Origin of the sequence: Paraburkholderia elongata (assembly GCF_013177735.1) — a bacterium.
Taxonomy (GTDB): Bacteria; Pseudomonadota; Gammaproteobacteria; order Burkholderiales; family Burkholderiaceae; genus Paraburkholderia; species Paraburkholderia elongata.
Window position 1 is genome coordinate 166901 of record NZ_WOEZ01000210.1, and the last position, 25779, is coordinate 192679.

General features: G+C 59.1%; 19 protein-coding genes. 7 read left to right on the plus strand and 12 right to left on the minus strand.

Translation table 11 applies throughout. From position 1 onward, the window contains the following. Nucleotides 1-10 precede the first annotated feature (10 nt). From GNZ13_RS37920 to GNZ13_RS37950, 7 genes are all read right to left on the minus strand, one after another. The gene (locus GNZ13_RS37920; protein WP_172174552.1) at nt 11-1765 is read right to left on the minus strand and encodes an FAD-dependent oxidoreductase; all 1755 of its coding nucleotides are present in this window, start codon (nt 1763-1765) and stop codon (nt 11-13) included. 119 nt (nt 1766-1884) lie between these two features. Further along, nucleotides 1885-3621 (minus strand): AMP-binding protein, encoded by a 1737-nt coding sequence (locus GNZ13_RS37925; protein WP_172174555.1) that lies wholly within the window; start codon nt 3619-3621, stop codon nt 1885-1887. Between the two features lie 114 nt (nt 3622-3735). After that, complete coding sequence (locus GNZ13_RS37930; protein ID WP_172174558.1) at nt 3736-4524, minus strand: enoyl-CoA hydratase/isomerase family protein; 789 nt, start codon at nt 4522-4524, stop codon at nt 3736-3738. Between the two features lie 65 nt (nt 4525-4589). Continuing rightward, complete coding sequence (locus tag GNZ13_RS37935; RefSeq protein WP_172174562.1) at nt 4590-6329, minus strand: CocE/NonD family hydrolase; 1740 nt, start codon at nt 6327-6329, stop codon at nt 4590-4592. Nucleotides 6330-6627: 298 nt separating this feature from the next. Then, nucleotides 6628-8031, minus strand: coding sequence for an MFS transporter (locus tag GNZ13_RS37940; RefSeq protein ID WP_172174565.1), 1404 nt, complete (start codon nt 8029-8031; stop codon nt 6628-6630). An 87-nt stretch (nt 8032-8118) separates the two neighbouring features. Beyond that, a complete protein-coding gene (locus GNZ13_RS37945; protein WP_172174568.1) occupies nt 8119-9219 on the minus strand; it encodes a porin in 1101 nt (366 codons plus the stop codon). A 264-nt stretch (nt 9220-9483) separates the two neighbouring features. Next, complete coding sequence (locus GNZ13_RS37950; protein WP_172174571.1) at nt 9484-10272, minus strand: enoyl-CoA hydratase/isomerase family protein; 789 nt, start codon at nt 10270-10272, stop codon at nt 9484-9486. Nucleotides 10273-10733: 461 nt separating this feature from the next. On the opposite strand from GNZ13_RS37950, the gene GNZ13_RS37955 reads away from it, so the two are divergent. The 3 genes from GNZ13_RS37955 (at nt 10734) to GNZ13_RS37965 (ending at nt 12796) form a co-directional block, all read left to right on the plus strand. Further along, nucleotides 10734-11492, plus strand: coding sequence for a TetR/AcrR family transcriptional regulator (locus GNZ13_RS37955; protein WP_172174574.1), 759 nt, complete (start codon nt 10734-10736; stop codon nt 11490-11492). 214 nt (nt 11493-11706) lie between these two features. Further along, the gene (locus tag GNZ13_RS37960) at nt 11707-11985 is read left to right on the plus strand and encodes a DUF1488 family protein (protein WP_172174577.1); all 279 of its coding nucleotides are present in this window, start codon (nt 11707-11709) and stop codon (nt 11983-11985) included. Nucleotides 11986-12004: 19 nt separating this feature from the next. Next, nucleotides 12005-12796: a phosphate/phosphite/phosphonate ABC transporter substrate-binding protein gene (locus GNZ13_RS37965; protein WP_172174580.1), complete on the plus strand. Its 792-nt coding sequence runs from the start codon at nt 12005-12007 to the stop codon at nt 12794-12796. 9 nt (nt 12797-12805) lie between these two features. Here GNZ13_RS37965 and GNZ13_RS37970 read toward each other — a convergent pair whose 3' ends face one another. The 4 genes from GNZ13_RS37970 to GNZ13_RS37985 form a co-directional block, all read right to left on the minus strand. Continuing rightward, on the minus strand, nt 12806-14818 hold the full coding sequence (locus tag GNZ13_RS37970; protein ID WP_172174583.1) for an acetyl/propionyl/methylcrotonyl-CoA carboxylase subunit alpha: 2013 nt from the start codon (nt 14816-14818) through the stop codon (nt 12806-12808). An 85-nt stretch (nt 14819-14903) separates the two neighbouring features. Then, a complete protein-coding gene (locus GNZ13_RS37975; protein ID WP_172174586.1) occupies nt 14904-15689 on the minus strand; it encodes an enoyl-CoA hydratase/isomerase family protein in 786 nt (261 codons plus the stop codon). 28 nt (nt 15690-15717) lie between these two features. After that, on the minus strand, nt 15718-17325 hold the full coding sequence (locus GNZ13_RS37980; protein ID WP_172174589.1) for a carboxyl transferase domain-containing protein: 1608 nt from the start codon (nt 17323-17325) through the stop codon (nt 15718-15720). A gap of 167 nt (nt 17326-17492) precedes the next feature. Then, nucleotides 17493-18674, minus strand: coding sequence for an isovaleryl-CoA dehydrogenase (locus GNZ13_RS37985; RefSeq protein WP_172174592.1), 1182 nt, complete (start codon nt 18672-18674; stop codon nt 17493-17495). Between the two features lie 280 nt (nt 18675-18954). On the opposite strand from GNZ13_RS37985, the gene GNZ13_RS37990 reads away from it, so the two are divergent. The 3 genes from GNZ13_RS37990 to GNZ13_RS38000 all read left to right on the plus strand — a co-directional run bounded on the left by GNZ13_RS37990 (nt 18955) and on the right by GNZ13_RS38000 (nt 22691). After that, nucleotides 18955-19698 carry a TetR/AcrR family transcriptional regulator gene (locus GNZ13_RS37990; RefSeq protein ID WP_172174595.1) on the plus strand — a complete coding sequence of 248 codons (744 nt, stop codon included), beginning with the start codon at nt 18955-18957 and terminating at the stop codon, nt 19696-19698. Between the two features lie 945 nt (nt 19699-20643). Beyond that, the gene (locus GNZ13_RS37995; RefSeq protein WP_172174599.1) at nt 20644-21450 is read left to right on the plus strand and encodes a DUF72 domain-containing protein; all 807 of its coding nucleotides are present in this window, start codon (nt 20644-20646) and stop codon (nt 21448-21450) included. Nucleotides 21451-21572: 122 nt separating this feature from the next. Further along, on the plus strand, nt 21573-22691 hold the full coding sequence (locus tag GNZ13_RS38000) for a 3-deoxy-7-phosphoheptulonate synthase (RefSeq protein ID WP_328807357.1): 1119 nt from the start codon (nt 21573-21575) through the stop codon (nt 22689-22691). A gap of 276 nt (nt 22692-22967) precedes the next feature. Here the strand turns inward: GNZ13_RS38000 and GNZ13_RS38005 are convergent, their stop codons facing one another. Continuing rightward, on the minus strand, nt 22968-23246 hold the full coding sequence (locus GNZ13_RS38005; protein ID WP_006049832.1) for an HU family DNA-binding protein: 279 nt from the start codon (nt 23244-23246) through the stop codon (nt 22968-22970). Nucleotides 23247-23904: 658 nt separating this feature from the next. On the opposite strand from GNZ13_RS38005, the gene GNZ13_RS38010 reads away from it, so the two are divergent. Continuing rightward, on the plus strand, nt 23905-25749 hold the full coding sequence (locus GNZ13_RS38010; RefSeq protein ID WP_172174602.1) for a putative bifunctional diguanylate cyclase/phosphodiesterase: 1845 nt from the start codon (nt 23905-23907) through the stop codon (nt 25747-25749). Nucleotides 25750-25779: the final 30 nt, after the last annotated feature.

The following is a 25779-nucleotide window of genomic DNA, read 5'->3' on the forward strand; positions in this document are numbered from 1 at the left end:
CCTTCAGCATTTACCTCGAAAGCACCTGCCCCAATACCCGGCGAAGCTCGGCTGCCGGATCATTCGGCAATGTGAGGCTTCGCCACGCCACATGATGGTCAGGGCGGGTCAATACGCAACCACTGTCGCTGATTTCGCGCACGCGAGCCCAGTCGCCAGTGTGGTCCGCATAGGGCTGCCGTGGACCAATAATGTGTACGTCAAGCTTCACCCCCAGCTCCTCACCGACTCTCGAGGCAGCCTCAACCCATGCTTCGCCTCCAAGACCGGTGAACAGCACGAATCGCCCATGTCCCGCGAGGTCAAGCGTGGAGTGCTGCCGTCCACGGGAGTCGAAAATCCAGGCGTGCGGCAGACGCGCACCGGGCCATGTCGTGGCCTGGTAATACAGCTCGCGGTCACGTTCAAACGTCGGTTCGGCTTGCCCATCTGTCACCGCAGCGCTTGAGTGATAGCGTTGATTCATCTCCACGCCCTGGGCGTCCAACTCATATTGCTTGAACGCCAACGCTTCCCGAATTGCTTCCCGCTGTTTTTCCGCCGCCTCCGTGGACGCGCTTCGAGCATGCATATTCGCTTGCAAGACTTCCCCGTCGTTCGATTTGTCAATGCCAAGCGCGCTATAGAGCGGGGCGAATTCGGCAATCGATTGGTTCGCGCGGGTGACGACCTGCTTGGCGATCGGTGCACGCTCAGCCGAATAGGTATCCAGAAGCGCTTCGCCCGCGTGCCCCTTGATGACTTCCGCGAGCTTCCACGCGAGGTTAAACGCGTCCTGAATCGATGTGTTGGAGCCCAACCCGCCAGACGGCGGGTGTCGGTGGGTCGCGTCGCCCATGCAGAACACCCTCCCCTCCTGCATGCGAGTTGCGTACATGTTGTTTACTGTCCAGGTATTCGCGCCCAACAGTTCGATCTCGAGATCCGGCTTGCCCACCAGCTGGCGTGCGATCGTGGTGGCCTTTGCCTCGTCCACAACCGGGGCAGGCTCGTTGATGTCATAGCCCCAAACAATCAACCACTCGTTCCAAGGCCGAACCATCCGGATCAGGCCCATCCCGATACCGCCCACTTCCGCGCCCGGCTGCATGATTGGGTACAACACTGCAGGGCGGTGCGCAACGAATTCAGACAGGTCCGCGCGGAACCAGATGTTCATCGACCCCCGCACACCCATCTGCCCTTCGAAAGGCAGACCCGCGTCCTTCGCGACCTTGGAGTTCCCTCCGTCCGCGCCGACAAGGTATCTTGATCTGACCGTGAACTCCTCGCCCGACAATCGGTCACGGCAGATCGTGATCACACCGTCTTCGGTCTGCGTATGACTCAGATATTCCGTGCTCATCCGCGCCTCGGTACCTCGTGCGCAGGCTGTCTTGAAGAGCAGGGGCTCCATAAACGTCTGCGGCAAATCGTTCATCTTTGTCGGACTCGACAATTGACGTTCCGCTCTCGACAACGGATGCAGTCCCCAACTGGGTACCCTGCCGATCTCCTCACCGGTCAGACTTTCGCAGAAAACCGTCCCGCCCATCAGATCCTGATCGGTCGCGTACAGGTAAGCCTCCTGCTCCACTTGCTGGCCGAGGTCGCGCAGGACCTCCATGGTGCGCAGGTTTGTGATGTGCGCTCGAGGCGTGTTGGCCAACCAACGATATTGGTTGACGACCATGTTGTTGATACCGTACGTCGAAAGCAGCGCGGCACAGGCGGAGCCGGCTGGCCCCGTCCCGACGATGAGTACATCCGTGGTTATTTCATACATTCCACACCTCCATTTGTCAAACTTTCGCACCCCGCTGCGTCCGTATATTTCGGATACCTAAGTCATAGCGAGTGTGCGAGTCTCGATTTTTACGAGCCTGCTCAGTTTTCACGAACCTCTCAGGCGGTCTTGTGCTCGGTCAGATTAAGATAGCGGATCATTTCCTCACGCATTGCGAACTTCTGTACTTTTCCGGTAACAGTCATCGGCAACTCGCTCACGAAGCGAATATATTTGGGCACCTTATAGTGAGCGATCTGCCCTCGGCAAAAGTCTCTGATGTCCTCCTCGGTAGAACCCTCACCCTGCCGAAGCACGACCCAGGCACACAACTCCTCGCCGTTCTTTTCGTCTGGCACGCCAAACACCTGCACATTTTGTATCTTTGGATGCCTGAAGAGGTACTCCTCAACTTCGCGGGGATAGATGTTCTCCCCGCCTCGAATCACCATGTCCTTCAGCCTTCCGACGATATTGCAATATCCATCGGCGTCGATGGTTGCGAGATCGCCTGTATGCATCCATCCGTCAACGATGCTTTCGCGCGTTTTCGTTTCGTCTTCCCAGTACCCCAGCATCACAGAGTAACCTCTTGTACAGAGTTCTCCGGTCTCGCCGATAGATACAGTATTACCATCGAAATCAACGATCTTTACCTCAAGATGAGGTTGAATCCGCCCGACCGTTGTGGTGCGCTCATCTAGCGGATCCGTGGTTGCGCTCTGAAACGACACGGGACTGGTCTCTGTCATTCCGTACGCAATGGTGACCTCCCGCATATGCATTTTGGCCACGACCTGATTCATTGTTTCGATAGGACAGGGCGATCCCGCCATGATGCCTGTCCTGAGACTGCTCAGGTCGAACGATGAAAAGTCCTGATGCCCAAGCTCAGCGATAAACATGGTGGGCACCCCGTGAAGCGCGGTACAACGCTCTTCCGAGACTGCCGCGAGGGTCGCACCGGCGTCGAATCCTTCGCCCGGGAAGACCATCTGCGCGCCAACCGACACGCACGCAAGTACGCCGAGCACCATTCCGAAACAATGGTATAGCGGGACAGGAATACAGAGTGAGTCGGTTTCGGACAGTTTCATCGCCATCGCGACAAAACGCGCGTTGTTGACGATGTTCCGATGTGTCAGCGTTGCACCCTTCGGGCTGCCGGTGGTGCCGCTCGTGAACTGGACATTGATCGGGTCTTGGGGAGAAAGTGTTTGCTCGATGTTATCGATTACTTCACGCCCTTTGCCTCGAAGAAAATCCTCTCCGTGCTGCATCACCGCGTGGAACGACATGACGCCCGATACGCGCCAATCACCCATGGAGATCACCGTACGAAGGTCGGGCAGACGTGCGGCCCTCAACTGGTCCGGCTGCTGCGACGCCAGTTCAGGCGCTATGTCGAGCAACATCGAAATGTAGTTCGACGTTTTGAAACTCTCAGCGGTGACGAGCGCTTTGCATCCGACTTTCCGTAGCGCGTACTCGAGTTCCGCTACACGATAGGCCGGGTTGATGTTGACCAATACAGCGCCAATGCGCGCTGTCGCGAACTGCGTGAGCAACCATTCGAACCGGTTGGGAGACCAGATGCCGACGCGATCCCCCTTTCCTATGCCCAACGACAGGAAACCTGCCGCGAGCTGATCGACATGGTCGTCAAATTCCCTCCATGTCCACCGTACAAGTTGTTCCCGGAATACCACAGCTCGCTGATCAGGTAACCGGCGTGCTGTTTCCCTTAGAAACTGGCCAACTGTAGACTCGCTCAACGGAACGTCCGTCGCACCCCTTACGTAGGCAACGCCATCGGCAGGCGCTTCGAGCGTAAGGGAACCGGGTAAAGTATGCATGAAGCCATCCTCCAATCGTTGCTGCGCGTTTCTGGCCAGGAGTCCGTGGAACCGAGGCTAAGTAGTGGTTGCAATGCCGCCGGACCTTACCGAAGGCTCTGGGGAGCCCTCAGGCTATTTCCCGTGAAAGACCATCTCGCCTGGTTCCTGGTCGCGGTCGAACGCCTCGGCCGTGTTGATGAAACCCCGCCTGGCGTCCTCGGTGTTGTATAAGTCCATGCAAACATCCAGCATGGCCGCATCTGCACCAGTGACGCCGCCGCTTGACCACACCTTGAGCAGTGTGCGGGTAGCTGCGTACGAAAGCGTGGGACCGTCGGAAAGCCGCGTAACCAGCTCCGCGGCAATACGTTCGAGCGCATCCGGTTCGGCCACGTGCGTCGCAATCCCGAGCTCTCCGGCCACGCTGCCGGAAATCGGTTCGCCCAGCATCGCGAAGCGGGATGCGCTGCTACGCCCCACTCGCTCAGCCAACCGCTGCAGCGCTCCCGCAATGGGAAGCATCGCCGTCGTTACCTCGACGCATCGGAACACCGCGTCGGTCGCCGCCACAATGAAGTCACAGTTCAACGCGAGTTCGAAACCACCGCCGAAAGCCAGGCCCTGCACCACCGCCACCGTCGGGACGCGAAGCGCTTCGATTGCACGATACGAACTGTTGATTTCCGCGACGAATGTGCGGAACCAGTTCACGTCTTTACCTGGCCATTCGCGAACTTCTCCACCGAGACTGAAGTTGGGCCCCTCTGCCCGGATCACCAGCACCCGGATGTCGCTTTCGCTAGCTTCGTGAACCGCCTCCCGGAGACACTGGGCAAACTGCACATCGAGTCGGTTGTAGGGCGGATTCGCCAGGACGATATTCCCAACCTTCCCGTCGCGCTCAAAACGTATGCTTTTCATCGCCTAACCTCATTTTTCAGTCAAAGTCACCACGCGTCGATGACGCCCCTGCGGGGATTCGCAATTCAGGATTGCTGTCCATTCAACGGAATGATTGGAAGCAGCAAATGTGAGGGCCGATCAGCGTCCCGGTAAATCTTGTGGGTGACCGTATTGCTACTGGTTACGTGATACGGAATGTACTCGACGTCGGTCATCGCGCCCGTTCCTGTAGGCACGTCAAGACTACAGATCTCGATACAGATTCGATGGCCGGCCTTGAACTGGTTTGCCGTCGCGAGCACCTGGATTTCATACTTGACGATCTCGCCGGGTGTGACCGGCTCGATCGAATCCTTCGTCAATTTGTGGAACGGTTCCGCAGGCGTAGATCGGTCGGGATCAGTTGCGCGGTATGACGCTTTCAGCCAGCCGCGGGTAAGTTCACGCTCCGGCAACGTCTCCGGAACCGTCCGTTCGCCGACGCGCGCGGTAACGACCGATACGTCCGGACCCACGTCCTTGAGCACGACGATCCAGTTCGTGTCTGCCTGATCAATCTCCGCGTAGAGCGTCAGCGAAATCGGCCCCGCGACCAACACGTCTTGCGGAAGCGGATCAGTCATGTAGCGCAGGCGCTCAACCTTGGATGTCTTTTTGAGCGGCATTTGCGTGAAGACGTCCGGCTCCCGATGTGCATTGCCGACCTCCGCTGAAGGTCGAGGGGCGTCTGTAGAAAGCTGCTCCCAGCCCGCGAGGTAGTACTTCGCCCATTGCGTTTCAGGCAAAGGCCAGTCACTACCCGTTCGCCATTCGTTGGCGCCCATGACCCAGTAGCGGACTGGGGGTTCGTCCATGATGCCTGTATCGATACCCTTCAACCAATAGTCGTACCAACGAATGACCTCGTCGTGGTATTGATGGAATGGCCGTTCCAGATGTGCGGGGCCCGTAAAGATCAGCTTACGCGGCTGTTTGACATTACTGAAGTAATGCTGGGCGCCAAGCCAGTGCAATTTGTAGGTGTAAGCATAGGCACCGGAACCCGTATAGAACGGGACCTTGATCGACTTGAAGATTTCTTCGGCTCGTTCAACGGTTCCTTCCGGCTCCCACGGGTTCGTCATGATGTGGTACATCACCCCCGTTCGCTGCCCCTTCTGCGTCAGAATGTTGTACAAGTTGATGTACATCTTGTAGTCGGGATTGCGCATGGCTGCGCGCCAGAGTTCCTCCTGCGCATCGGGTAACGTACCCGGCACACCGCGCGGCTCATGCACAGTACTGAAAACGTCGAGCAAGTATGGGAATGTGTGGACGACGCCACCAGGATTGAAGTCCCGAAACCCGAACATACCTCCGTACGCACTACAAGCGTCGTATGGAAAGATCGCCTTGAGCGCGGGGTGTCCTTGCGCCGCCGCACGCCACTGTTCACCGGCGAAGCCCGAGATACCCACCATTCCGACCTTGCCGTCGGACCACGGCTGCTGCGTGATCCATTCGATCATGTCGTAATGGTCAGTATTCTCCTCGCCATAGTGGCCTTCCGACTTGGCGGAGCCGCGCGGTTGCGCAATAACGTGCACATAACCGTTGGCAAGAAAGCGGCGAGTGTCCCCGGCCTCGATAGGTCCGAACCAGAGCGGAGCATGCGCGGGCTGCGGGGGCAAGACATCCGCAATATCTGGACCTTGAAGATCCTTGTTGTGCAGCGCTGAAGCGTACAGTACGGGATACTTGCCAGCCGCATCCGGCCGATAGACGTCTACCGCAAGACGGGTGCCGTCCCGCATCGTTACGATAACGTCACGTTCCTCAATCATGTCTCCTCCTGTTTCGTTGGCACGTATGGCTTCAACAGACAGCCGTGTTCGATCTGAAAATATCCCTTACCTGCCGACCTACGCTTCGCGTTCGCTCTTTGGGCAAAACGCATGATCAAGCAGGTTCCGTAATTCACTATACTTCACGCTCGTAAAGTATGCAAGGCGAACTACATGCCGACGCAAGCCCAAAGAGCCGCAATCAACGAATGCATCGATACCAATGAGAGTCCGAAGTGGGCACTTCTTTTAACAATCTGCTTCAACCGAAGCACTCTCTCCGGCTAGTGCGCCACGGTCACTGTGTGGTGCTGTTCGGCAACGGTGGACTACCTGCCGATACCGTACTGATGTTCACCGCTTGTTCGTTCAATATTCGCCGTTGTGCAGAGAGAACCCGCGCCATGACGGTCATGCATACGCAAGCCATAAAGAGCGGTATCGACAGCAACACACATGTGAGCAGATAAGGAAATCCCGATATGACTATCAGGCCAATCAACGAAGTACCGACGATTGATCCCAGCCGCCCGATCGCAACGTTCCAGCCACCACCGGACGCACGGAGCGCGGTTGGATAGAAGATGCCCGGAATGGTGTTGACGCAGATCAGCGGGCCTCCGACAGCTATGCCGGACAAGAAGACCACGCTCGCGTGCCACTGAGTCGTTTCGGAGATGCCCAAAGCTATGACAAGCAGCGAGCCTACGCCGAAAGCCGCTGAAATGACCGACGCCACGTTATAGCGACGGACAAGGATAGCGAAAAGAACCGCACCGCCAAGCGCACCGAACTGGAACATCGACGATACCTGCGCGGCGTCGTGCATCGATAGCCCCACCTGCTTCAGGTGCGTCGGCAACCAGCTCCCAATAAGAAAGAACGCCAGATAACCCGCAAACTCGGCAAACCACGTCAACATGGTGCCAAGCCGGTATTCACCGCTCAATAGCGCCCCGCTTCCGCTTATCGATTCGCGCGTTTCGGCGATGAAAAAATGCATTCCAGAAAGGTCCAAGGCCGGAAACACTTTGCCAAGAATTCGTTTCGCCTCCTCGTTGGACTTCCGACTGGCCACGATGTAGAGCGGTGACTCCGGTACTTGCCATGCGAATAGAGCAACAACCACGAGTGGCAATAGACCACTCAGTAAGAGCATGCCCCGCCAACCCAACGTCCCGATTGCCGAGGAAGTCACAAAACCCGCGGCTGCCGCACCGAAAAGAAATCCGCAGTAAGTCGATGCAAGCATCGCTGAGCGTGAACGATCGGGGCTATATTCCGCGACGATCGCTGACGTGGCGGGCATCGCCGCTCCGATGCCGAGGCCGGTTACGAAACGCAAGGCAATGAGCTGAACTATCGACTGTGCCTCGCTCGACACCACACCCGCGATTCCAAACCAGGCGATCGCCACTATGCTCACCGTTCGGCGACCGACACGGTCAGCCAGTGTTCCTCCAACGATCGAGCCAATCAGTAGTCCGGTTAATCCAAAGGCCACCAGAGGCGAGAGAGCAGCGCTCGAAAGCTGCCAGTGCTGGCTTATCGCAGGCGCGATAAAACTGATCACAATCGTGTCGAAACCTTCGATCGCTGTCGCTGCGAAGCAGATGAGGAGCACCGTCCACTGTTTTCGCCCCACGGGCATATCGTTAAAAATTTGGCGCACATCCCGCTGGGCATAGCCTATGCTTTTCATCGCATTGTCCTTGATGATCGACCACCTGGTTCCGGTGTCAATCTGGTTTCGCTTGTCTCTCTCGACAGCACCGACATCACATGTTCGTTAAAACCGGTGACGGATTCCAACTCGCAACAAGCCCTGAGTTTGTCCGCTCGACGGTGAAGGAATCAACGTGATCTGCGCCCGAGTCGCCGAACCCGCCGCTTTGAACAGTTCGGCCGCAAAGTAAATGTCCGTCCGCTTCGAGAGGAAATAGTTGGTGTAGAGATCGATTGCCCGATAGATTGGGGTCGCAGAGGTCGCATCCACTTTGCCGTGCGTGTAGATGTATGCCGCACCTGCGAACAGAAAGGGCGTAATGAAGTAACCGACGTTTGCCTCGTAGTTGTCAAACCGCACGTCATTGCCAAGGAAGCCTTTTTTGAATCGCGTCGACGTGTACTCGAGGGCAACTGAAGCGAAGCCGATCTTGTACGATGCACCTACCCCTGCGATGGATTCGCTCTCCGCGCTCTGCACGTACGGGGCATAAATGATGTTTCGCGGCGCGATGCTATCGAATGCGGCAGCAAACGGATTCTTGATGATCGTATAGGCAGCCGCAACATACAGTGGGAGGCTTATTCCCGTGTAGCTCAGTCCCACCGACGTCACGCTATTCGTGGAGAATTGTCCGGGCTGCCCACCAAAGCTATAGAGCGCACCAAATGTGAACCCTCCGATTTTCGGACTGGCGTATTTAACCGAGTTGTTGATTCGTATGCTCCCGCCAGCGTTGTCAACATCACCGGCATGAGCGAAGTAGACCGCCCAGTTCAACCCGGCAGCGACAGTGGAGAGCATTTCGGCTACTTCCTCGTACTGACGACCGAGCGTGATCGTCCCATACGGGCTTGAAACGCCAACGTACGCCTGCCGTCCAAACAGACGCCCATTGTTCGAGAGGTTTCCGCTAGACGTATCAAAGCCGTTTTCTAACGTAAAGACTGCTTTGAAACCTCCACCCAGGTCTTCGGCACCGCGCAGTCCCCATCTGGACAGCGATCCACCTCCGCTCTGAAGCAACCAGGCAGAATGTCCATTCTGATTGCTTGTGTAGGTCAAGCCCTCATCCAGCAAACCGTACAGCGTCACGGAACTTTGCGCATATACCACGGCAGGCGTGACACAAAAAAGTGCCGCTGCCCAGGACAATCTCTTCATCTCCAGTCTCCCCCTGTCATTTTGAATGCACTACCAACTGACACATCAGAGCTGCTGAAAGAAGGATATGTCTAAATTTTCCGGTCGTATAGTTTAATTTGGGTAGGAGTATCCCCAGGTATGTTTCGCCTGACGAATGAAGAGAACGGGCGTCGGACACCACACAGGGGCCCAGAAGGGGATTGAATCGGCAGCCCATCAGATCGGAGATCGATGGTGACGTCGCGTGGCAGTGACTTTACGAGGACGACGAGATTTTCATCATCAGGTCGATGCGCCTCTGGGTGAATCAGAGTCCGCGACGAATTGTGCGACTCGCTGGGAGAACGCTTTCGTCGACGCGCATCTCAGGAACGCACGTTTTTCCTGTTCAAGATGGCGCTCAAGGTTATCTTCGGCCGACATTCCAACAAGCGATTTCATTTCTCTGACCGCTGCCGCGGGTACATCGATGACTTTCCGCGCGAGCGCCAGAGTGGCTTCCTGCAAGGAGGCGGGTTCGGCAATACTCTGGACGAGCCCTAGCTGTCTAGCCTCGTCTGCACTCAACGAGTCCCGCGTCAACAAGATCTCTAATGCCCTCGCTGCCCCCAATCGACGCGCCAGATGGAAAGACAGACCACCGTCGGTAGATGTTCCTAGCTTGGCATAGCCGACGACAAAGCGGGCAGTGCTCGACGCCACCACCAGGTCGCACGCCATTGCCAGCGAAAAGCCCGCACCTGCCGCCGCCCCCTGAACGCTAGCGATCACAGGTATCGGCAAGCGCCGCATCGCCATAATCGTGGTGTTCAGTGCGCTGATCAACGATTCGAGGGAGGAATCGGATCGCTGCAGCCCGTCAAAAATTTGCCGAAGATCTCCGCCGGCTGAAAATATTCTGCCTCTGGCTTGAAGTATCACTGCGCGATACTTCGACGACCCATCAATATCGTGGAGGGCGCCCAATAGTTCATCGCAGAACGCCTTGTCGATCGAGTTCGCGCGTGCTTCGTTCACCATCGTAACGAAAGCGATGTCGTCACTTGATGTCAGCGTGATTTTGCTTTCCATGTGTCCTTGACCCGTGAATCAAATTTGTAGTCGGATTCAGCCCTGTCTTCGGCCGGGTGGAACACCTGGACCAACCAGCGTTATTTCAATTATACTTTACGACATGTCAATTTAGAAGTAAATTGGACATCATGGGACGGCGGATCGACTGAGCACGCGGCCTGGGGCGGCGTCAAAGCCATATGGACGGCATGGACGGCGTGCCTTGCCTCGCTCGATGTTGTTGGCGCGTCCGGCTGGTGGTAGTCAAATAGTGCGCTACGGTGCCGGCCAAATCGACTGTGCTCAACGGGTTCGGCGACGGTCAAGATCCGGCGGCGAGCGTGTGATACGTTTGTGAAGCCTGCCTTCATTGACGGTCGCGGATCCTGCGACACCTACACGGTGTTGGTCTGTCAGAAGGCGGAAGGCACTGGAGCACAGAAGTACCGAAATATCGAAATTCCCAATCGAGAACCTAAATGGCGGACAGCACAGTTTCCAGGAACGTTGGTAACAAAAGCAGACCAACTGAACTCAAACGCGCAGAGCAGCAGCGGGCGCAGGAAACCCGCTCCGCGATCCTGAACGCTGCACTTGCCGAATTCGCCTCGAAGGGCTTTGAGGCTGCGAGTATTCGTAGCATCGCGGATCGCATCGGATTGCAACATCCGCTTATCACATACCATTACCGATCCAAGGACGATCTCTGGCAAGCGGTAGCGGAGTATGTGTTCGAACGCATTCGCCATGAGTGGGACCCATATCTGACCGATACCTCCCCTGCCATGGCTGCGGACCGCGTAAAACTTGTGTATCGGGCTTTGTTTCAGTTCACGGTTGATTTTCCCCAGTTTCACCGCTTCATGCTCCAAGAGTTCCTCGTGTACAGCCCTCGTTTACAGTGGCTCGCCGACACGGTGCTCAAGCCATTGATCAACTGGTTGATTCCGCAGATTCGCGCGGCGCAGGATGAAGACGCCTTGCCCCGGGTCGAACCGATCCTCTTGCACTATCTCATGATCAGCCTGACATCAACGCTGTCTGGATTCGGCCCGGAAATGCTGGCGACCAGCAATGTTTCTGCGTCCGATCCCGCCGTCGTTGAGGCGTATTGGCAGATGATCGAGGCACTCGTCTTTAGCAAACAACCGGAGACGCAATGTTCCGACAAGGCCGAATCGCGTTCGGGTAAGTCCGGTAATCGGCCCCGCGACTCCGCGCGCGAGAGGAACAGTTGAGGTACCCCGCACTACTGCAAGGTTTCAGGGAAGGTCTATACAACTCGTTTTGAAGGCGAACAGTTGCATGGCGCGCTAAGGCTGCCGTGGGCTAACAACTGGGGACAGTAGCGGGGACAGTAATGCCCATTTCACCTCAAATGCCGGTTTTCCCACATACCGAAAGCTTACAACCGGTTATCCTGATCACTCGGGTAGGTGGCAGGAGATGGCTATGTCGGTATATGTCGATGAAGGATTCAGGCCCTGTGTCACGGAATGCGCAACCGTCGCCTTCCGGGTCTGTTTTGACGATCGGGTGCAGATCTTCGAGGTCAGCGCCGAGGCACTGATGACCTATTGCGGGGCCGCGAGCAAGCGGCGGAAGGATTTACTCGTTGCGTTCGAAGACGCGCAACTGGAAATATTGAAGGTGGTGGAGTGTAAATGGCCGTTCAAACAGACCGAGCCCATACGGTTGGGACTCGACGAATTTCGAATGGTCAGACATTAGGTATGCCAGAATCGCGTCCATGACCTGGATCGCCGCCCTGCCGATGTACAACGTGACGCCCGCGCTCGCCACCGCGTGGCGCGAGTGGCTGGACGACGTCTTGCGCCTGGTTACGCCGGCGTGCCGCATCGTCGAACCCGACGAGGAATTGCATGGCTTCTGGCGGCGCCCTAACGTCCTGCTCTCGCAAACCTGCGGCTATCCCTTGATGCATGGTTTAAACGAGCAGGTTCAGTTGATCGCAACGCCGCGATTCGACGCGCCGGGCTGCGAGGGCGCGGATTATTCGAGCGTACTGGTCACGCGGGCAGAGGCACAGTTCGATTCGCTTGCGGCGTGCTGTGGCGCACGTGCTGCCTACAATCAGGACGATTCCAACAGCGGCATGAACGTGTTTCGCCACGCGGTCGCGCCGCTTGCGCGCAACGGAGCATTTTTCAGCGCGGTTCTGCGCACCGGCTCGCATCTTGAATCATTGCGAGCGGTAGTCGAAAATCGCGCGGACGTCGCCGCAATCGACTGTGTGACGTTCGCGTTTGTCTGCGATGAATTGCCGGAACTGGCGCAGCAGGTTCGGCAAATCGGTGTGACAGCAGCATCGCCGGGGCTGCCCTTGATTGCCTCCAACAACGTGCCGTCCGCGACGATCGAGACGCTGCGCGAGGCACTGAACGAAGCGCACCTTGCACGGCCTGAGCGTGCCAAACGCCTGCGTTTGAAGGGCTTTTCCGCGGTGCAGCTCGCCGATTACGAACGGATCGAGCAACTGGAAAACGAAGCGCGTGCCACCGGCTATGCGCGCCTCGCTTAAGCCTCGCGGTTAGCCCACATCCAGCACCAGAAGCTGCGCCCCATCGGCGACCTGATCGCCGACCGCAAACAGCACTTCCGACACCGTACCAGCCGCAGGTGCGCCGATTGTGTGCTCCATCTTCATCGCTTCCATCACGATCAGCGGCGTGCCCTTCTCCACCACCGTGCCCGGTTCGACCAGCACCGCGATCACCTTGCCCGGCATCGGCGCGGTCAAACGGCCTTCGCCGCCTTCAGCATCCGCGGCATGCGCGAGCAGGTTCTGCCACTCGAACGCTAACGCCTCGCCGAGGCAGAACACGTGGAACGTATCGACGTCGATGAACACGCGCCCTGTTACCCGCGCATCGCCGATCGTCGCGCGGTATTCGTGCTCGCCCGTGCCACCCGACCATGTAAAGTCCTCGCGCACGCCGTCGTGTTCGAGCGCTTGCGTGGCGCCGTCGCGGGCAAACGTGACTTCGAAAGCCGTATCGTTCTCGACATCGCGCCAGCCGAGCGTCTGCGTATAGCCGCTGTTCAGGCGCCAGTGCGATAGTGCATCCCACGGCGACGCGCCGTGCGCAGTACCGCCTTCGCGCGTCAGCAACGCGGCGCAGGAGAGCGCCAGGGCTTCCTTGAAAGGCTTCTTCACGGGCGCGAACAAGGCATCGTGATGACGCTCGATCAAACCCGTATCGAGATCGCCTGTCGCGAACGGTTCGCTCGTGACGATGCGTTGCAGGAACTCGATGTTGGTGTGCGGACCGACCACTTCGCAGGCACGCAGCGCCCGATTCAGACGCGCGAGCGCCTCTTCACGCGTCGCGCCATGGACGATCAGCTTGGCGATCATCGGATCGTAGAACGGCGTGATGGTGTCGCCTTCGCGCACGCCACTGTCGATGCGTACCGGTGCTTTGCGTCCCGGCTCGCCGATGGAAAATTCCACGCCTTCCGGCATGCGCAAATGCTTGAGCCTGCCCGTCGACGGCAGGAAGCCACGGGCAGGATGCTCGGCATAAATACGCGCTTCGATCGCGTGGCCGTCGATTTTCAGTTGTTGCTGCGTGAGCGGCAGCGGTTCATCCGCAGCAACGCGCAGTTGCCATTCCACCAGGTCCTGGCCCGTCACCATTTCCGTAACCGGATGCTCGACCTGCAGGCGCGTGTTCATCTCCATGAAGTAGAAATCGCCCGTGCCGGTCATGATGAACTCGACCGTGCCCGCCCCGACGTAATTCACCGCACGCGCGGCGGCGACTGCCGCTTCGCCCATCTCGCGCTTGATTTCCGCGGACAACCCCGGCGCCGGCGCTTCTTCCAGCACTTTCTGGTGACGCCGCTGCACAGAGCAGTCGCGGTCGAACAGATACACCGCGCCGCCATGACGGTCCGCGAACACCTGCACTTCCACGTGACGCGGCCGCGTCAGATACTTTTCGATCAGCACGCGATCGTTGCCGAAACTGCTGGCCGCTTCGCGTTTGCATGACGCCAACGCCGCCGCGAAGTCTTCAGTGCGCTCGACAACGCGCATGCCCTTGCCGCCGCCACCCGCGCTCGCCTTCAGCAAGACCGGATAACCGATCGCATCGGCTTCGCGATGCAGCAACTGCGGATCCTGGTCGTCGCCGTGATAACCCGGCACGAGCGGCACGGCAGCCGCATGCATTAGTGCCTTCGCGGCCGCCTTCGAGCCCATCGCCGCGATCGCTTCGACCGGCGGTCCGATGAATACGATGCCGGCCGCTTCGCAGGCATGCGCGAAGTCTTCGTTTTCCGACAGGAAGCCGTAGCCCGGATGCACCGCCTGTGCGCCGGTGGCGCGCGCGGCTTCGATGATGCGCTCGACGCGCAGATAGCTTTCCGCCGCGGTCGATCCGCCGATATGCACCGCCTCGTCACAGGCGGCCACGTGTTTCGCGTTGGCATCCGCATCGGAATACACGGCCACGCTCGCGATACCGAGCCGCTTGCAGGTCGCGGCGACGCGGCACGCAATCTCGCCGCGGTTGGCAATCAGGATCTTGTTGAACATGAAGTGTCTCGGTGATTGTCCCGTTCGGGGCTGTGTTGTTCTGGTGAGGCCTGCATGCGCCTCGGATAGGTGCCTTCGTAGCGCTTCAACTGCGCCAGGACGGCGTGCGCTTTTCGAGGAACGATGCGACGCCTTCACGGCCTTCCGCACCTGCCCGCGTGCGCGCGATGCGCGCCGCCGTGTCCTCGATCATGGCCTCGTTCAACTCGTGACCGGCGATGTCCTGTACGAGTTGCTTGCAGGCACGCACGGCTTGCGGGCCGTTTGCGCAAAGCGTTTCAGCGATCTGCTGCACGGTGGCGTCGAGTTGCTCCATGCCCACCGCTTCGCTGACGAGACCAAGGCGATATGCCGTCGCGCAATCGAACTGCTCGGCGGTCGTGAAGTAGCGGCGCGACGCCTGCTCGCCCAACGCGCGGATCACGTACGGCGCGATGGTGGCCGGGATCAGGCCGAGACGCGCTTCCGAGAGGCAAAAACGCGCGCTCGCCACCGCGACGACGATATCGCACGCCGAGATCAATCCCATGCCGCCTGCGTACGCGTCGCCGTTCACGCGCGCGATCACCGGCTTGTTGCAGCGATAGATCGACGACAGCATGTTCGCGAGCAGCATCGCGTCGGCACGGTTCTCGTCGTCCGAGTAGCCGGCCATCTTCTTCATCCAGTTCAGGTCGGCGCCCGCACAGAACGCCTTGCCGTTCGCGGCGAGCACCACCGCGCGCACGTCGTCGCGTGCGTTCAGAGCCGTGAAGGCCGAAGTCACTTCGGCGATCATCGTTTCGTTGAACGCGTTGCGCACATCCGGCCGGTTCAGTGTGACCGTGGCGATCTGACCGGCGAAAGCGACATTCAGCGTTTCGTATTGCATCGTTGCAGCTCCTGCGCCTAGCGCGCTGTCACATTCTGAACACGCCGAATTGCGTGTCTTCGATCGGCGCATTCATCGTCGCCGAGAGGCCGAGACCGAGCACGTCGCGCGTTTGCGCCGGATCGATCACGCCGTCGTCCCATAGACGCGCGCTCGCGTAGTACGGGTGCCCCTGATGCTCGTATTGATCGCGGATCGGCTGCTTGAACGTCTCTTCCTCTTCGGCGCTCCACGAACCACCCTTGCCTTCGATGCCGTCGCGCTTGACCGTGGCCAGCACCGACGCCGCCTGCTCGCCGCCCATCACCGAGATGCGCGCGTTCGGCCACATCCACAGGAAGCGCGGCGAATACGCCCGACCGCACATGCCGTAGTTGCCCGCGCCGAACGAACCGCCGATGATCACCGTGAACTTCGGCACCTTCGCCGTGGCCACGGCCGTCACCATCTTCGCGCCGTTACGCGCGATGCCTTCGTTTTCGTACTTGCGGCCGACCATGAAGCCCGTGATGTTCTGCAGGAACACTAGCGGAATCTTGCGCTGGCAGCAAAGTTCGATGAAGTGCGCGCCCTTGAGCGCCGACTCCGAAAACAGAATGCCGTTGTTCGCGATGATGCCGACCGGATGCCCCCAGATATGCGCGAAACCGGTCACGAGCGTGGTGCCGTAGCGGGCCTTGAATTCATCGAAAGCGGAATCGTCGACAATACGCGCGATTACCTCGCGGATATCGAACGGCTTGCGCGTATCGGCGGGAATCACGCCGTACATGCTCTTCACGTCATAGCGCGGCGGCTTCGGCTCCTGCAACGCCACCGGCACCTGCTTCGTGCGATTCAGATTGCCGACGATGCTGCGCGCAATGCCCAACGCATGCGCGTCGTTCTGTGCGAGATGATCGACCACGCCCGACAGCCGCGTATGCACGTCGCCACCGCCGAGGTCTTCCGCGCTCACCACTTCACCGGTTGCAGCTTTGACGAGCGGCGGGCCGCCGAGAAAAATCGTCCCTTGATTCTTGACGATGATCGACTCATCGCTCATGGCGGGAACGTAGGCGCCGCCCGCCGTGCACGAGCCCATCACCACGGCGATTTGCGGAATGCCTGCCGCGGACAGATTCGCCTGGTTAAAGAAGATGCGGCCGAAGTGATCGCGATCGGGGAACACGTCGTCCTGATTCGGCAGATTCGCACCGCCCGAGTCGACCAGATAGACACACGGCAAATGGTTTTCGGCGGCGATTTCCTGAGCCCGCACGTGCTTTTTCACGGTGACAGGATAGTAAGTGCCGCCTTTGACCGTCGCGTCATTGCAAACGATCACGCACTCCTGCCCCGCGATGCGGCCAATGCCGGTGATGACGCCCGCACCCGGCGCGTCGTTGTGGTACATGCCATAGGCCGCGAGTTGCGAGAACTCGAGAAACGGCGTGCCCGGATCGAGCAGTTTCTCGATGCGCTCACGCGGCAGCAGCTTGCCGCGGCCCGTGTGTTTGTCGCGCGCCGCTTGCCCGCCGCCCAGCGAGAGTTTCGCGATCTTCGCGCGAAGATCGGCGACCAGCGCTTCGAGCGCCGCCGCATTGGCGCGGAAATCGTCCGAGCGCGGATTCAGCTTTGATTCGATGATCGGCATTGCTTGGCTTCTCCTATTCGCCGCTTTTTGTAGGCCGGCAGTGACGCGCTGCATTGGGTCGTGCGCTGTATTGCGCCGTAGGCTGCAGTGGTCCACGGTAATCCCGCGGGGCACCCGAAGTGCTTCCGCAGTGACCAGTTAAGCAGCACGACGCGCAGTGTTGTGGCTCAAGCCGTTTCGGCGAACAGTTCGCGGCCAATCAGCATGCGACGGATTTCGCTCGTGCCCGCGCCGATTTCATAGAGCTTGGCATCGCGCCACAGACGGCCGACCGGATACTCGTTGATATAACCATTGCCACCGAGAATCTGAATCGCCTCGCCGGCCATCCACGTCGCTTTTTCAGCGGTGTAGAGAATCACGCCCGCGCAGTCCTTACGCACCTGGCGCACGTGTTCTTTGCCGAGCGTATCGAGTTGCCGGCCCACTGCGTAGAGGTACGCGCGGCACGCTTGCAGCGTGGTGTACATATCGGCGACCTTGCCTTGAATCAGCTGGAATTCGCCGATCGGCTGGCCGAACTGTTTGCGGTCGTGGATATACGGCACGACTGCGTCCATGACCGCAACCATGATGCCGGTCGGGCCGCCGGCGAGCACGGCGCGTTCGTAATCGAGGCCGCTCATCAGCACCTTCACGCCGCCGTTCAACTGGCCGAGAATGTTTTCTTCCGGCACTTCCACGTTCTCGAACACCAGTTCACCGGTATGGGAGCCGCGCATGCCGAGCTTGTCGAGTTTTTGCGCGACCGAGAAGCCTTTCATACCCTTCTCGACGATAAACGCGGTAATGCCGCGCGAATTCGCTTCGAGATCGGTTTTTGCATAGACGACGAGCGTGTCGCAATCCGGGCCATTGGTGATCCACATCTTCGTGCCGTTCAGCACATAGTGATCGCCCTTCTTATCCGCGCGCAGTTTCATGCTGACGACGTCCGACCCCGCGTTCGGTTCGCTCATGGCGAGTGCGCCAATGTGCTCACCGGAAACCAGCTTGGGCAGATACTTTTCCTTTTGCGCAGCCGTGCCGTTGCGGTGAATCTGGTTGACGCACAGATTCGAGTGCGCGCCGTACGAGAGACCGACCGATGCCGACGCGCGCGAGATTTCTTCCATCGCGATCATGTGCGCCGTGTAGCCCATATTCACGCCGCCGTATTCCTCCGAGACCGTCATGCCGAGCACGCCCAGGTCGCCAAATTTGCGCCACAGGTCCATGGGGAACTGATCCGACCGATCGATTTCCGCGGCACGTGGGGCGATTTCTTTGGCAGCGAATCCTGCGATGCTGTCACGCAGCATTTCGATTTCTTCGCCGAGCGGGAATTGCAAACCGGGCAGGTTGCTCATTGCTGTGTCTCCAGAGTTCGTTGGCGGGCCGGTTAGCCCGGGTGGGCACCGGCTCGTCTGAGTGCGGCTCAGCGGACGGCGGCGGCCTTGTGGGCCGCCTTCACCACGCCGCACGAGGCGCGAAACGTTCAAGGCGCATTTCACGCCAGATTTACGTAAGCGTCAAGAGGTATTTTTGAGTATCACTCAGAAACGCTCCGATGCGGCTCGGTCACGCTCATACCGTGATAGTATCGCCGTCATCGGGGCTATTGGCCTCACAAAACTGAACTGAACTCATATGACGGTTGCCTTGAAGGCTGAGTTACCTGCCTCACGCCGCCAGCCGGCCGGGCGCAAGTCTCAGCAGCGCGTGAAGGAGATCTTGCAGGCGGGCCGCGATGTGTTCTCCGAGAAGGGCTACGAGCGCGCGACGACGGCGGAGATTGCGCAGCGCCTGGGCATTTCCGAGGCGACCGTATTCAGTTATTTCCGCGGCAAGCGTGAGTTATGCGCGCGGGTGATCGGCGACTGGTACGACGAAATCATTGAAGCGATCGAGTCCGGGTTACCGCGTGATGGCAATGTGCGGCAGCAATTTGCTTTTATTGTGCGCACGCATTTGCGGTTGATGCTGGTCAATGGCACTGACCTATGTGCTTTGGTGTTGTCTGAGGGCCGGGCTCGGCATCATGAGTTGAGTGAGGCGCTGACCGAATTGCAGCGGCGGTACACGGCGCCTTTGATGCGGGTGTTGGCGCAGGGCCAGGAGACTGGGCAGATTCGGGCTGATATGCCATTGAGGCTGCTGCGGTCGATGGTGTTCGGGCCGATGGAACATGTGTTGTGGGACGCTACGCTGGCTAATCGGCACATTGATATTGACGCTACCGCGGATCAGTTGATCGATGTTTTGTGGGCGGCTTTGATGCCGCCGGATTTGGCGGTTAGTGCTTTGCAGCAGTTCAGGGTTGAGGTGGCTGAGGCGAACCGGCGGTTTGAGGAGGTGACCCGTAATACGGGTGGAGCGCCTGGCGGCGAATAGTGGTTTTGGTTTTTGGGTTTTTTTGCCTACGCGGCGCTTGTTTGCTTGTTTGCCTGTTTGCCTGTTTGCCTGTTTGCCTGTTTGCCTGTTTGCCTGTTTGCCTGTTTGCCTGTTTGCCTGTTTGCCTGTTTGCCTGTTTGCCTGCGGCGGTGGTCTTTTCTTGATCTGTCTGCATGCGCGGCGCTTGTTTGTCTGTGTGCCTACGGCGTTGGCCTTTCCTTGAATTGATATTGGTTTATTAGCGTCGCCCCTGTGCGGGGCAGGCACCTACTTTTCTTTGCCTGCCGCAAAGAAAAGTAGGCAAAAGAAAGCGGCTCGCCCCCCCCTGCTAAGCGGGTCCCCCGCACAGTTGCGGTAGTGGTGCATCTGGAATCTGTGTTCTCGCACATTCGGCGTGAGTGACAAGGCAGTCATACTTCCGGCGGCGCTGCGCGCGCCCAGCGGTACCTCAGAAAACCGCCCGCTATTCTTTCAGGCTCATGCTTTACTCGGCGCGGTGGCACTTCCAAAACCCCATCGCGTTCGCGCATTCCGCGCCTCGCCTAGGCGAAGCCGATGGCTCCCACCACCCCAAAACGAAGCCCCCGGTTTCCCAGGCATCCCCATCCGCGACGCACGCAGTGCGGAGTGGGAGTTGATGAGTCCTTTGTCGCTAACGCTGAAGGTGCGAGGACACGGATTCCAGATGCGCCACTACCGCTACTGTGCGAGAGACCCGCTTAGCAGGGGGTTCGAGCCGCTTTCTTTTGCCTACTTTTCTTTGCGGCAGGCAAAGAAAAGTAGGTGCCTGCCCCGCACAGGGGCGACGCTAATAGACCAATAAGAAAACAAGGAAAGGCCAACCCCGCAGGCAAACAGACAAAAAGCGCCGCGAAGGCAACCAAACCAAACCAAACAAATGCGTTAATCTACCTCCCCGGCGGAGCCACCCACGAGGACCCAGAAATGCCATCACCGAAAACCGGCAAAATCCGAATCGGCATAGGCGGATGGACCTATGCCCCTTGGCGAGGCACATTCTACCCACCAACCCTCACGCAAAGCCGCGAACTCCAACACGCGAGCCAACACCTCACATCGATAGAAATCAACGGCACCTTCTACGGCCTGCAAAAACCAGCAAGCTACGAAAAGTGGTATCAGGAAACCCCGGAAGATTTCGCCTTCTCGCTAAAAGCCCCCCGCTACGCAACAAACAGAAAAATCCTGGCAGACGCCAACGAAACCATCGAACGCTTCTTCGCCAGCGGCGTGCTGCTGCTAAAACAAAAGCTAGGTCCGATCAACTGGCAATTCGCCACCACCAAAAAATTCGACCCCGAAGACTTCGAAGCCTTCCTGAAACTGCTGCCCGCGAGCATAGAAGGCCAAAAACTAAGACACGCAATCGAAGTCCGCAACGACACCTTCAAAACCCCCGAATTCATCGCGCTAGCCAGAAAGTACAAAGTCGCCATCGTGCTCGCAGCCGACAGCGATTACCCGCAAATCGCCGACATCACCGCGCCATTCGTCTATGCCCGCATCATGGGTACAAGCGACAAAGCGGCCAACGGGTATTCGACCGAAGCCCTCGACGCCTGGGTCGAACGCGCCCGCCAACTCGCCGCAGGCACGACGCCGGACGACCTGGAAACCTCGGCCGAAGCCCCCGCAAAAACCACGGCACGCGACGTCTACCTCTATGTCATCAGCGGCTTCAAGGAACGCAATCCGGCAGCCGCCATGGCACTGATCAAGCGCCTCGAATAACGATCATCCGGCCCGCACGCGCGAGTGTCATAATCCCGGCAGCTAACCAATGCACCGACGCACCAACACTCACACACTCAGGCCGTGAGGCCCCCTCAACATCCAAGGTCCGGGAGAATATTTTGAGCGCCATCGACAATCCTTTGCACGATCAGGAAGTTGGCTCGGCCGACGCCACCCAGGACACCACGCGCATCGACGACGTTCGCATCGGCGCGGTACGTCCGCTGATTTCCCCTGCCCTGCTGCAGGACGAATTGACTGTGCCGCCGTCGGTGCAGACGCTCGTCGAGAAAACCCGCGCGGAAATCGCCGATATTCTGCACGGCCGTGACGACCGGCTCGTGATGATCGTCGGCCCGTGTTCGATTCACGATCACGACCAGGCGATCGAATATGCCCATAAGCTCAAGGTCGCGGCGCAGACCTACAAGGACGATCTGCTGATCGTCATGCGGGTTTATTTCGAAAAACCGCGCACAACGGTCGGCTGGAAAGGCTATATCAACGACCCGCGGCTCGACGGCAGCTTCCGCATCAACGAAGGTCTGCGTCTCGCCCGGCAACTGCTGCTCGACATCAACGGTCTCGGCCTGCCCACGGCCACCGAATTTCTCGACTTGCTCAGTCCGCAATACATCGCGGATCTGATCGCCTGGGGTGCTATCGGCGCTCGCACGACGGAGAGCCAGAGTCACCGGCAGCTTGCATCGGGGCTGAGCTGCCCGATCGGCTTCAAGAACGGCACGGACGGCGGCGTGCAAATCGCCGCGGACGCAATCGTTGCGGCGCACGCGAGTCATGCGTTCATGGGTATGACCAAGATGGGTATGGCGGCGATCTTCGAAACGCGTGGCAATGACGACGCACACGTTATCTTGCGCGGCGGCAAGAAAGGGCCGAATTACGACAGCGCGTCCGTCGAAGCAACCTGCGCGGCGCTCAAATCGGCAGGCCTGCGCGAGCAGGTCATGATCGACTGTTCGCATGCGAACTCAGGCAAATCGCATTTGCGTCAACTGGACGTGGTGCAGGATCTGGCGCAGCAACTCTCGCAGCGCGAGCGCCGCATTATCGGCGTCATGCTCGAAAGTCATCTGGAAGAAGGCCGTCAGGATCTGAAAGCCGGTGTGCCGCTGCGTTACGGCGTATCGATTACGGACGCCTGCGTGAGCTGGACGCAAACCGAACCGGTGCTCGAGACTCTCGCCGAAGCGACCCGAAAACGACGCGCGGGCTGAATTCGCCGACGCGGCCTGCACGATCTCGCTCTACCAGCAACCGGAACCAACAGCCGGGAGGCGAGCGTGCATGACGCAAAACCAGAAGCAAACAACGACGGCGTAAGCGCCAAATTGGCATCAAAATCGGCACCAACGCGCGTCCCACGCGCCGCACCAACCACCGATCAAACACGTTCACCGGGGTTGGGCAGCGCGTGATTCCTCACACCCGATGCATCGGGCGCCGCGCGCTACAGCAATGCGCGTGGATACTCCGGCGCGAGGCGCGTTGCATTACGACGCGTTGACGGCTTCCTTGAAAGCCTTGCCGGCGGTGAACTTCACCGTCTTGGCGGCCGCGATCTGGATCTCGGCACCGGTCGACGGATTGCGACCCACGCGTGCTGCGCGCGCGCCGGTCGAGAAAGAACCGAAACCGACCAGTTGCACCGTATCACCACCCACCACGGCTTTGGTCACCGCTTCGACGATAGCGTCGATGGTTTGGCCGGTGGCCGCTTTGCTTTCGCCCGTCGCTGCGGCGACTGCATCAATCAGTTCCTGTTTGTTCATAGCACTTCCCGTATGGTAATCATGGAACCGGCGCCACATCTGTTGCGCCGGGACCGACACACTAACGCATAGGCGCATATTCGCGCAAACCTTGGATGTAAGCCTTGTATCGCCCGCCCAGCGGCAATTTGACGTTTTTTTGTCCCAAAGTGCTATAAGAATCGCGCGCTTACGCATTTCTCCCGCTTTACGCCTGCCCGCGGCATATCACAATCCGTTGCAATTTCAGTGCTTTAGCGGCGGCAAACTGGTTCCAGCCACGCTTTTTTACTATGTTATGGTGGATCGCAAAGATTCGGCATTCAGCACCGCGCCGCGCTCAGCAATTAATAATCCGGAAAGAATAAAACAATGAAAATTCTCCAGATTGCAACATACGCGACGCTCGCGTATGGTCTTGCGCCACCGCGGCGGCCACCGATACCGCCTGCGCAACGCGGGTCGGCACGGCGAATCCGGCCACGCCCCGACGTCGAGGATCAGCAGATTTCGTGCACGCCGACGCGGCACAAATGACTCATAGCCGACTCGCTCGCCGGGCGTATTTACCGCTCGCTCAACGCGCGCGCCGGATTTCCACTGAAAACGTCCTCAAGGTCTCACCGACGCTGCCGATATACCAATCTGCGAATGCGACGCAAATGTTACAAGGACGGGAATGGTTCGGTTAGCCAGATTGAGGGAAGCGCTGTCGGTCGCGGAAGGCGACCCTGAGCTCGTGCGCTCGCAACTCCAGGCATTCGGCTGCCAGATACCGCTGCTCTATTTCATCCTGATCGTGAACACGATGGCCGTGGCTGTCACGCATCTGGGACCGGCGCCCGCATGGTTGTCCATCTACTCCCCGGGGGTGCTCTGCACGCTGTGCATCATCCGTTGTGTGCGCTGGTGGCGCGTCCGGCACCGGGTTCTGACACACGATAAGGCCGTACCCGAACTGCGCAAGGTGATCCGGCTCACGGGCATCCTCGGCGGCGCCTTCAGCATTTGGTCGATCCTGCTGTTTCCCTACGGCTCCACCTATGAGCAGGCACAAGTCGCGTTTTACATGGCGACGACGTTGGTCGGTTGCGTGTTCTGCCTGATGCATCTGCGGGCGGCCGCCCTGCTTCTGCTTTCGATCGTCATCCTAAGCTTTGCGACGTTTCTGGTTTACACGCACTCTTCAGTTTTCATCGCGATGGCCATCGACATGACGCTAGTCGGTATCGCACTCGCCTTCATCATCGAACTGTACTACCGGACTTTCGCCGGCGTAGTGCACGCGCAGCGCGAATTGCAGGCGAGCCAGCAGAAAACGCAAAGACTCAGCGACGACAACTTCCGGCTCGCGAGCATCGACAGCCTGACCGACCTGCCCAACCGGCGCAGCTTCTTCGCCTCGCTGCGTGCGCTATCGGAACAGGCACGCGGAATCGGTGGCGGCTTCAATGTCGGGTTGATCGATCTCGACGGCTTCAAACAGGTCAACGATATCTATGGACATGCAAGCGGCGATCTCGTGCTGCAGGAAGTCGGCGTGCGACTGCTGGCGCTCGCCGAGCCGGGCATCTTCTTCGCACGCCTGGGCGGTGACGAATTCGGCGTGCTGGCCCAGCACAAACTGGCGAACGAGACGCTCGTCGACTTGGGTGAGCGAATCTGCGAGGCGCTCAGCCAGCCGTATCGGGTGGCCGGCAATGTCGCCGAACTGACAGGAACGATCGGCTGGGCAGCGTTTCCGGATGCTGGCACGACAGTCCAGCAGGTTTTCGAACGCGCCGACGCGGCCTTGTACGTCGGCAAGGAAGGCCGCCGCGGCACGCCGGTGATCTTTTCGACGGAACATGAGACGCGGATCCGGCGCTCGAGTCTCGTCGCCCAGGAACTCCGCCATGCGGACCTGGAGTCCGAACTGTTCCTCGAGTTTCAGCCGATTTACGACGTGCTCACACAACGCATCATCGGCATGGAGGCGCTCGGGCGATGGCACAATGAGCGGCTAGGCGCGGTCAGGCCGGAGGAATTCATCCGGATTGCCGAGCGTACCGAACTGATTCTGCGCGTCACTGAAGTGCTGCTGCGCAAAGCGCTCGAGGAAGTATCGCGCTGGCCGTCCGACCTTTACCTGTCGTTCAATCTCTCCGCGATCGATATTTCGACTTCGCCGCGCGCTCGCCGCCTGGTCGATATTGTGCTGGACAGCGGCGTGCCCGCGCATCATGTCCACTTCGAGGTCACGGAAACCGCGGTCACGCGCGATTTCGAGCAGGCTCGCAGCTCACTCACGATGATCAAGCAAGCCGGCTGCCGCGTCTCGCTCGACGATTTCGGCACCGGTTATTCGAGCCTCAGCTATGTGCATCGTCTGCCCTCACTCGAAACGTCGTCGCAAGCCGACGTTGTCAAGGCGCTGGGCGCTCGCGCGGTACAAGGCTATCTGTTCGGCAGACCGATGCGGGCGAGCGCCGTCCCGACCTATTTGCAGGCTGCGCTCGGGCAGGGTCACGTCGTAGCGACGTAGGTACTCTCATCCTCGTGCCTCGCGCGAATC